The sequence below is a fragment of the Opitutales bacterium genome (assembly GCA_013215165.1).
Taxonomy (GTDB): domain Bacteria; phylum Verrucomicrobiota; class Verrucomicrobiia; order Opitutales; family JABSRG01; genus JABSRG01.
Map to the genome: position 1 here is coordinate 23,468 of JABSRG010000047.1, position 8,831 is coordinate 32,298.

General features: G+C 51.1%; 9 protein-coding genes. 6 read left to right on the forward strand and 3 right to left on the reverse strand.

Translation table 11 applies throughout. The features are described 5' to 3' along the window. Window positions 1-711 precede the first annotated feature (711 nt). From HRU10_11010 to HRU10_11020, 3 genes are all read left to right on the forward strand, one after another. On the forward strand, window positions 712-909 hold the full coding sequence (locus HRU10_11010; protein ID NRA27759.1) for a hypothetical protein: 198 nt from the start codon (window positions 712-714) through the stop codon (window positions 907-909). 288 nt (window positions 910-1,197) lie between these two features. Continuing rightward, window positions 1,198-1,833, forward strand: a complete 636-nt coding sequence (locus tag HRU10_11015) for a hypothetical protein (GenBank protein ID NRA27760.1) — start codon at window positions 1,198-1,200, stop codon at window positions 1,831-1,833. Window positions 1,834-2,061: 228 nt separating this feature from the next. Then, entirely contained in the window at window positions 2,062-2,754 is a 693-nt protein-coding gene (locus HRU10_11020) for a hypothetical protein (GenBank protein NRA27761.1), read from the forward strand. A gap of 187 nt (window positions 2,755-2,941) precedes the next feature. Here the strand turns inward: HRU10_11020 and HRU10_11025 are convergent, their stop codons facing one another. Genes HRU10_11025 through HRU10_11035 form a run of 3 tightly spaced genes read right to left on the reverse strand, consistent with a single transcriptional unit; the run spans window position 2,942 to window position 6,541 of the window. Then, window positions 2,942-4,168 (reverse strand): GTP-binding protein, encoded by a 1,227-nt coding sequence (locus tag HRU10_11025; protein NRA27762.1) that lies wholly within the window; start codon window positions 4,166-4,168, stop codon window positions 2,942-2,944. Window positions 4,169-4,193: 25 nt separating this feature from the next. Further along, complete coding sequence (locus HRU10_11030; GenBank protein NRA27763.1) at window positions 4,194-5,399, reverse strand: ferrous iron transporter B; 1,206 nt, start codon at window positions 5,397-5,399, stop codon at window positions 4,194-4,196. After that, a complete protein-coding gene (locus tag HRU10_11035; protein ID NRA27764.1) occupies window positions 5,396-6,541 on the reverse strand; it encodes an NAD(P)-binding domain-containing protein in 1,146 nt (381 codons plus the stop codon). Before HRU10_11035 ends, HRU10_11030 begins: the two co-directional genes overlap by 4 nt. 148 nt (window positions 6,542-6,689) lie before the next feature. On the opposite strand from HRU10_11035, the gene HRU10_11040 reads away from it, so the two are divergent. The 3 genes from HRU10_11040 (at window position 6,690) to HRU10_11050 (ending at window position 8,771) form a co-directional block, all read left to right on the forward strand. Continuing rightward, window positions 6,690-6,977 carry a hypothetical protein gene (locus tag HRU10_11040; GenBank protein NRA27765.1) on the forward strand — a complete coding sequence of 96 codons (288 nt, stop codon included), beginning with the start codon at window positions 6,690-6,692 and terminating at the stop codon, window positions 6,975-6,977. A 255-nt stretch (window positions 6,978-7,232) separates the two neighbouring features. Further along, a complete protein-coding gene (locus HRU10_11045) occupies window positions 7,233-8,243 on the forward strand; it encodes a DUF21 domain-containing protein (GenBank protein NRA27766.1) in 1,011 nt (336 codons plus the stop codon). 204 nt (window positions 8,244-8,447) lie between these two features. Continuing rightward, window positions 8,448-8,771 carry a hypothetical protein gene (locus HRU10_11050; GenBank protein NRA27767.1) on the forward strand — a complete coding sequence of 108 codons (324 nt, stop codon included), beginning with the start codon at window positions 8,448-8,450 and terminating at the stop codon, window positions 8,769-8,771. The last annotated feature ends 60 nt before the right edge of the window (window positions 8,772-8,831 follow it).

An 8,831-nucleotide genomic window follows, 5' to 3' on the forward strand; every position in this document is an offset into this window, starting at 1 on the left:
CTACCCTTAGTCTTCCTGTTATTTCTCTGTGGATGCTCATCGGTGTTAGGAACAACTTACGATGATATCAAAACTGGAGTGTATCGAGATGGCGGAACTGTTTGGATTGAAGTGAAAGAAAAAGGAAGGGATAAAATCGAGATACTTTGCATCGATAGACAGATCCGATCAAAAACGCGGTTAGAAATGTTTATCGGAGCAAGGCACCCAAAAGATGACAGAGCGAGGAATATAAGGGGAAGCGAAAGAATTGAATGGATCAGAATTCTGAAGAAACATTTATCGAAACCTTCCAAAGAGCACACTAGGTTTATCGAAGTTTTGAACGAGCACATACAATATAAGAAGACCAAACCTGTCTCGAGGATCGACGGCTCAAACCTTCGAAGTAGTGAGGTTTTAACAACTCGATTCCGTTCTTCCCGAAAATTGTGTTCGGCATGATGCCGAACAAGAAGAAAAATAATGCGCCACACATAATGCCCCTCTCATTGTAGAAAAAGCTGATAAAGACAGCCGCACCCTACTCACCCCCGATCTTGTAAAGGCACAGAGAAAATACAGAATTTCGCCCTCAACGCGCAACTACCACCAACGGCAGCCCAAAACCAGTCGACGCTCCTAAACATAGGATAACCGCACCATCCAAGCGCCCTATCTTTGGTAAAAATAAATTGCACGTTCCCGGAAAACCTACACATCTACCAAAGCGTGAGCTTAGCAGAATTAGAAAAAAAAGTAGAAAACTTGAGCCCTGGTGAGCTCGAGGCATTCACTCGTTGGCTAGACTCCTATGCAGCAAAGAAGTGGGATGCCCAGTTCGAACGAGATGTAGTCGCAGGAAAGCTCGACGAGCTAGGAAAAAAAGCAGACCTAGCATTCGAATCGGGACTTTGTAGTGAACTATGACGCATTTTGCATCTCCAGATTTTTGGTTCCACTACAGATTACTTCCCGAGAGCATCCAAGACCTTGCTGACAAAAATTTCTCCTTACTAAAGGAGAATCCAAAGCACCCTTCGCTGCGATTCAAGAAAGTCGGTCCCTATTGGTCTGTGAGAGTGGGTTTGAGCTATAGAGCCTTAGGAAAAGAACGAAAAGAAGGTATCATTTGGATGTGGATTGGCAGTCACGCTGAATATGACCAGCTACTCAAATGAGTGATTACAAACCAGAACAAATGAAAAGACGCATGCTATGGCCTTACCCAAACGGCAGAACCCACTCGATTGGACAACTCAAGCATGGAATATTGCACTAGGGAGGAAGGTTGAACCGGATGTAGACAGCTGGCTGATGGGACCTATTGGGAAGGTTAATGAACAAGCCGATGCTTTTATCAACCGGTTAGCTGAGCAACATGGACTCAGCATAGTATATGACGGGCCCGGCTCCGGATTAGCAGAGAGTGTGGAATCATGGGGAGTGCCTATACCTCCCAAAACGGCCTCGTTTTATACCCAGACGTCTTCATATGCGTTCGAAGTGAAAACATTGTGGCGTCCTGGGTTTGCCAGTCTCGGCGCATGGGTGGCAAAACTGTTTAGCCGTCGCATCCAACAACTTAATCTGCCGGGTGACAGTCTCGACAAATCCATCGTTTTTAAGAGCGAAATCATTCAACTCATCGACGCTCAAGGGAAAGTCCATTTCACGATCTGGAGACGGAGTAACCAAGTGACAGGCGAGACAATATTTTTTGGCATCTACACAACTTGCCGCACGCCGTCAGGTCAGATCTGTATCAAAGCTATCTTTCCCCTCCCTTGCGGCAGTGCCACAGTGCTTTTCGGTATTGAGAAAGATACTCAAGGCAATCTCCTCTTGCGCTAATCAGGGAAGCGCTATGGCGACCCTGGATTCTATTTCATCGTCGAAGACAGCGCGGGAACCTTGTGGAAACACTATCTGCCAAGCTTTCGAGAAAGCATCTGCATCTCAGAAGATGGACAAGGTTCACTGCGAGCCCACCATGAACTCAAACTCTGGTGTTTCCGGGTTTACAGTATGGATTACGATATTTTGCCCAAGCGCAGCGAGCGAGCTTCCGTATCTTGATCGATGCCTATTTACACTTTTAGCCTTGGACGCTGCACCGCACGCGAATCGCTCTCTAGTTTGATCCGTCCTCCACGTGCAGAATTGGTCCCCGGGCTAATTCATAGCGAGCCTATGACGATCATGCAGCTCGGAGCCCCAATTCTCTCCCCATCACGCATGCAGCTGAGAAATCTTGCTTTATTCGCTTCCTGGAAAAGTGAAACTGCGATCGACGATTTTTTAGCAAACAGCCAGATAGGTCGACGATTCGCCGCAGGATGGCATGTGCGTATGCACTTTTTAAGGCGATGGGGCTCAGTCAGAGAGATGGATGAATTACCGGAAGCCATGGGTACACCTGATCCCGATGCACCCGTAGTAGCGGTAACGCTAGCTCGCCTGCGACTTCCCAAGGTGCCCCGATTTATACAATGGGGTAAACCTGTCGAGCGCCTCGTACGCGACAATCCGGCCGCCACGCTGTCTACTGCCGCAATTCGTCTATCCAGAACAGTTTCTACCTTCTCAATTTGGTCATCCCTTCACGAGATGACTGCGATGGTTCACGGGCACAGTAAGTTGAATGAGCCAAGGCGTCACGCCGATGCGATGCACGAGCGCGAGCGGAAAGACTTCCACCTTGAGTTCACTACCCTGAGATTCAGCCCAATCGCGGAATATGGTTCTTGGTTGGGGAAATCACAGCATTTTTAGCCCGGAATGATCGGCGGCGACGAAGCGCCGCCCTCCAGTGCCTTCTTCGATTAGAAGTGGACGACCTTATTCGAGTCACGCTCGCTATAGCGCTGCTAATTTTCATTCCCATACTCCACTCGACCTCGTAGGATTTAAGTACAATTCAAGATTTATAGCCGCAACCATACCCCACAACGCCACACATCTATCCAATGATTGATGGCTCCGGTGTCGCTCCGGCGATCCAGGCTGGGAAGGGATCGTCTAGAACTGCCCAGGCTGCTTCGCCCTCGTCCATCTCTGAGTCCGTTAGCAAGCAGCTGTCTAAGCGCGCGGTTAGCGCGTTTTGATCCATCTGATCCGTGTAACCGATAAGGACGATTTCTTGCCGGCGGTCGCCGAAGGGCTCTTTCCAGTTCGAGCGCACGAGCTCTAGCTCTTCTGGGTCGTTGGGCCAATTATGGCGTGGCAGCGTGGCATACCACTTCCCTGCGACTTGCACGTCGGACTGCGCCCCAGCGCGCGACCAGAGCCCGACGAAGGGCATCCGTGTCGCGAGCCAAAAAAAGCCTTTGGAGCGGATCACGCCAGGCCACTCTTGAGCCATCCATTTGCGTAGGCGTTCAGGATGGAAGGGGCGTCGGGCTCGGTAAACAAAGTGACTGATGCCATATTCCTCGGTCTCGGAAACCGGTTCCTTCTCAATAATCTTGAGCCAGTCGGGCATCTGCTCCGCCGATTCGATGTCAAAGCTTCCGGTATTCAAGATGCACTTCGGGTCGATTTTACTAAAGGAAGTTTCGATCAATTCGGCGCGACTGTTGATTGCTTTTATACCGGCGATGATTCGGGCGCGCATGGCTGCATCCACCAAATCAATTTTATTCAGAATGATGACGTCGGCGAACTCAACCTGGTCGACAAGCAAGTCGATGATACTGCGCACATCCTCAGCATCGACTTCCTGGCCACGATCACGCAATCGATCAGTGGAGCCAAAATCGCGCTCAAAGTTAGCCGCATCGACGACCGTTACCATCGTATCGATCTCAGAAATGTCCTCGAGGCTGAATCCAAGCTCGTCTCGAAAGTAAAAGGTCTCGGCCACCGGCATGGGTTCAGACACACCGGTCGACTCAATCACCAAGTAATCGAACCGCCCCTCTAATGCCAAGCGCCGCACTTCGAGGAGTAGGTCGTCGCGCAGGGTGCAACAAATGCACCCATTGCTCATCTCGACCAGTTTCTCTTCTTGCCGACTGAGCCCTGCTCCGCCCTCGGCAACGAGCTGAGCGTCGATATTTATCTCGCTCATATCATTGACAATTACGGCGACTTTGAGGCCGTCGCGGTTATTTAAAATATGATTGAGCAGCGTGGTCTTCCCAGCTCCGAGAAAGCCTGAGAGGACCGTCACGGGAAGCTTGCGTATGGGAGGCCGCATTTTGTGTGATCGGTTAAGAAATGATGGTGTAAAACAGCCTCCCCATCCACGCGATGCAGAGCGAAAAGGCCATAGCATAAACAACTTGGCGCAAAACCATCTTGAGCGCAAAGCGAAGCTGCATTTCCCGGGCCACTGTGATTATCGTGACCAAACAGGGTAACAAGACGCCGGCGAGATAAACAGCAGTCAACAGTTGGAATGGCGTGTCCAAGGGAACTTTCAGCGAAGTCCAGTCGGTATCCAACAAACCAATAGCGATGCCATCTTTGCGGACTGAACCGAGAACGATGGCCAACGCTGCCTCAGGGGGCAGGTTAAACACCGCGGTGACCGGGACCAATAAGCGGCTGAACCCTGTCAATGCACCTGACCATTCGAGGAGACCGGCGACGACACAAATTATCACGAAAATGGGAAGCGCCGTTTTGAAAAAATCTTGCACGCTCTCCGCAGACTCCCGCCATATCGCGCTCCAGGAAGGGCGCGTGAGCGGGCGGATCGACGAACTTTGAGCTACTATGTTTGCCTGCCTCACCGATTTTGGCCGCGTCAACCGTAAATAGATCAAAGTCGTGGCCGCTAAGACGGCGAGATAGATAGGGCCCAGCCAAACCGCATCTACCGCTGCAAAGACAGCCAGCGTCGCCGGAAGTTGATAGGAACACGCCGAACCAAAGGATATCGCAGAGACACAGGTCCCGCGCGAGCAACTGGAGCAGGTATGTGTGGCGATTATCGCTGGCACGTTGCAACCAAAGCCCATCACCACGCGCACCAAGTCGGGCCCACCCAGTCCGAAGGGTATGAGCAAGGGACGTAGACCATTCGATAGCGTATCGATGAGTCCGGTGCTCTTGTAGACGGCGATAAGGATTGAGAAGACTAAGATGGTCGGCAGCGCATAGAGCAGTAAGAATGGAAACATCGACACGACTCCATAGTCTCCACCCAATGTAGCCGCAAAGGGACCCGGCAAACTGTTTAGCGTATCGAGCCAAGGGTTTAGCTGGGCACCTAATGGCTCATAAAAACGATCCGCCAAGGCATTTGCCTGAACCACCGCGAAACAGGCCGGAGCAAAAAGCAGCGCTAAGCTCCAGACTGATCGGAATAAAGTCAGAGGCCACGAGGGGACATCCCCTGAGTGATTTGATACAGATTCGCCTTTGTGCGTCGGAGGTGTCTCGGAAGAATTCCCCTGCGGGTCTGTCTTCATGAGCTGGCATTCACGGATGCTGCCTCAGATTCCACCGCACATTCGCACTGAGTGCAGCACTCCAGGTCGTCGACCAAAAATCCGCGACGTATGTCGTCCTGTAGATCGGGCTCCGGGAGTCCAAGACGTCGGGCTACCGAACGCGCCACCACTCCAAACCGCGCCCTGAATTTATAGATAAAGCAAAACTTGGATTTACGCTGAATGAGTGAGGGTCCCGAGTAATACATTCCCGGCGAAAGCGTCGATTGGTCGTCTTCAGTAAACTTGGGTAAGGATCCGTTCCACCCCCAGAGATCCTTGACGGGATGAAGTGCGGAGTGAAACCCGATCGCCGCAATCGGACGAGCATCGGTATCGAAGACTTCACCTTTGTCTGTTTCGACCACATAGCGTCCTGACAGTTGAGACACCTGGCTTACTGTCGAATTACCGACCAGTGCAATCCGACCTGTATGAGCCTTCAGGGCGTTCATGAAGCGTTCGCGCGTATATGGGCTAAGCGATTCGCTGGGATCTGGATGATCTACCTTCCAAGGTTCGCCACTGGAGATCACCACCACGCGCTTGCCAAGGTCCAAAAGATTACAGGCCGCGTCTATGCCACTCTCGTAGCCACCGATGATCAATGCGTCGTCGCCCTGAAAATCTTTCCAACTGCGGAACATACTCGAATGCACACAATGCTCAGCTCCAGAAAATGAACCGACCTGTGGATGAGAGAATTCCCCACCAGCCCAAATCACATTCTTCGCTTTGTAGCGGACTTTGGGAGTGTGCACTGCATAGCATCCGCCTTCTCGCGAAATGCTCTGCACCTTTTCACCTTCCCGCACATTGACTGAAAAATGACGCACAGTCGCCTTGAGATAGCGGGCATACTCGTTGCCACTGAGGTGTTCCTTGAGCGTAAAATCTGCCGGACTTGAGTCGGGCGTGACAGCATTTAGGTCGGTTTGAAAAAATGGGTTACCATGGAATGACGGCGTGATGAGGCGCATCTGCTCTGGCCACTTTAAGAATGAACTACCTACCTCATTTGCCTCTAATACAAGTGAACCCTTCACCCCTGCTCGGCGTAGTGCTAAAGCGGAACCGATGCCGGCCGGGCCCGCTCCCACGATTATTGCGTCGATTTCCATTTCCTTTTTCAGTCCTGATTCAACCACTACCACAATAGCTCATTCACATACTTGGCAAGCTGTGGTTGTGGATCAAACGACTTTCAAAAATGGTGCCGAAGTCACTTTTGCTTCCATCCTAAACCCGACCCATTCTAAGATTTGCAGAATGGACCCTTTCGAAAAAATAACCGCTTCAGAAGTCATTAAGGCCCAGGAAGCATGGGTGGCTGCTGTCATCGCTCAAGATGTCGAATCCCTTCTGGCACTCTACGATTTCGGGTCACCAGACGAACCCCTCTCTTTAAACCGACGCTCACCGATGAAATTCGGACGGACGAGGCTGGCGCACGTTCTTACCTTATCGGAGGGAACCCGGACTACCCGAATGACGATGGCTTTCTCCACCGGGGTTGGAAACGTGTGGAATTCCAAAGTGAAGTGGGGCCCATTCTAAAAGCTGGCGGATTGGGATTCAAAGACATGGGGCATTATGCATTTGTGAACGCACACGGGGACGCCACGCGCGCGGATTATACGTTCACCTACCACAAAATCCATGGTGACGTGCTCATATCGCTCCACCACTCATCGCTGACCTGGGTGCCTCCGAAACGGTAATTCCGCCGTATGATTCAACCCGTGGACCTTACCTTAGAGCTCTCCGCCTGGACTTCTTCAGGCAAAGGGTTATCAAGATAATCGCCTCTGTATGACTCTACTTCTTTTCTTCTTAGCCCTGGCCATCGGGGTCTCGTTTTTGTGTTCAATTGTAGAAGCTATACTCCTTTCGCTCACGCCCTCATTCATCTCATCCCAAAAGGAATCCGGCAGCAAGACAGGGATCATCCTCGATGAACTAAAGAGTAACGTGGATCGGCCTCTGGCTGCGATTTTAAGTCTAAATACGGTTGCCCACACCGTGGGAGCAGCAGGTGTGGGCGCACAGGCGCAAGTCGTATTTCAAAATGTACCCTTCTCGATTATCTCCGGCATCCTCACCCTGCTCATCTTGGTGCTTTCAGAGATCATCCCGAAAACACTGGGCGCTGCCTACTGGCGGGATCTCGCGACGCCGACAGCCTATTTTTTGAAATTCCTTGTTGTGGCCATGTGGCCATTGGTAGCGATGTCTCAGACATTTTCCCGCCTATTAACCCGAAAAGATGGTTCTCCATCCATTAGCCGCGAAGAAATTGATGCACTTGCCGATTTGGGCCAAAAAGAAGGCGTCATCGATAAGCACGATGCCACCATCCTGCGCAGTGTCCTCGCCTTTCAAGACCTTCACGTCAGCGAAATCCATACCCCACGTCCTGTCGTCCGCAAACTCAGCGCCACGAATACCGTACGCGAAGTCTGGGAAGAGCGCGACACCCTGACATTTTCTAGATATCCAGTGTTTAAAAGCGATGAGGAGGTCATCGGCTATGTCCTCAAAAGCGAGATCGTTGATCTGGCAGCAAAAGATGACTGGGAGCGCACGATGGAAAGCCTGTGCCACGAAGTGATGATCATCCCGGAACACCTCGAGGTCAAACGCGCCTTCGCTCGCTTCCTGAGGCGCCGCGAACACATGGCCGCCGTCGTGGACGAATTCGGAAGCTTCTCCGGGGTGCTCACCCTCGAAGATGTCATTGAAGAACTCATCGGCCACGAGATCATGGATGAAGGCGACGAGATTGAAGACATGAGAGCATTCGCTAAAGAACCGAAGAAATAGTTGTTAAGGCGATGTCGAAACCAGAGGCTGCGGATCCATCGAGTCAGCGATCAGAGCAGTCCCCTAAATCTATTTTTTGCTTGCCTAATATGGCGTCGGGGCGATTTATCTCACATAACTTCTTTTCCTTTCTGACTCCCTCCTCACCCTTCCCTCAGCCCACGAAACTGCCCTTCTCTTGACTGGCGTGGGAAGCATACTCACATGAGACTAACCCTAAGAAACATCCTGTTGTCGTTGATTTACTCACTCTTGCCTTTGGGTGGATTATTCGGACAAACAACCGTCTACACTGACCCAATCGGTTGTATTTCTAGGACTGTGAATGCAGATGCAGACACGCGAATCGGCTTGCCGCTCCTTAGAGAACCCGTGTTTGAAGGGAAAATAGCGGCGGTGAATGTTAACATCATTAATTTTAACGGCGACGTTTTTTCGGAAAACGAATTTGTTTACGGAGAAGCAAACAATGTAGAGCCGTCAAACTCTTACTATGCACTCGTAATGACAGGGGTGCAATTGAAGTAACGGGGAGATCTAATTCTTGCTCCAGTATTCATCCCATTGCTCATTGGCTCTTAGCGTTCT

Bases quoted from the DNA above. Each gene is read 5' to 3' on its own strand.
- HRU10_11035 (NRA27764.1), bottom strand. From the start codon at position 6,541: ATGGAAATCGACGCAATAATCGTGGGAGCGGGCCCGGCCGGCATCGGT.
- HRU10_11045 (NRA27766.1), top strand. From the start codon at position 7,233: ATGACTCTACTTCTTTTCTTCTTAGCCCTGGCCATCGGGGTCTCGTTT.
- HRU10_11050 (NRA27767.1), top strand. From the start codon at position 8,448: ATGAGACTAACCCTAAGAAACATCCTGTTGTCGTTGATTTACTCACTC.
- HRU10_11040 (NRA27765.1), top strand. From the start codon at position 6,690: ATGGACCCTTTCGAAAAAATAACCGCTTCAGAAGTCATTAAGGCCCAG.
- HRU10_11030 (NRA27763.1), bottom strand. From the start codon at position 5,399: ATGAAGACAGACCCGCAGGGGAATTCTTCCGAGACACCTCCGACGCAC.
- HRU10_11020 (NRA27761.1), top strand. From the start codon at position 2,062: ATGCCTATTTACACTTTTAGCCTTGGACGCTGCACCGCACGCGAATCG.
- HRU10_11015 (NRA27760.1), top strand. From the start codon at position 1,198: ATGGCCTTACCCAAACGGCAGAACCCACTCGATTGGACAACTCAAGCA.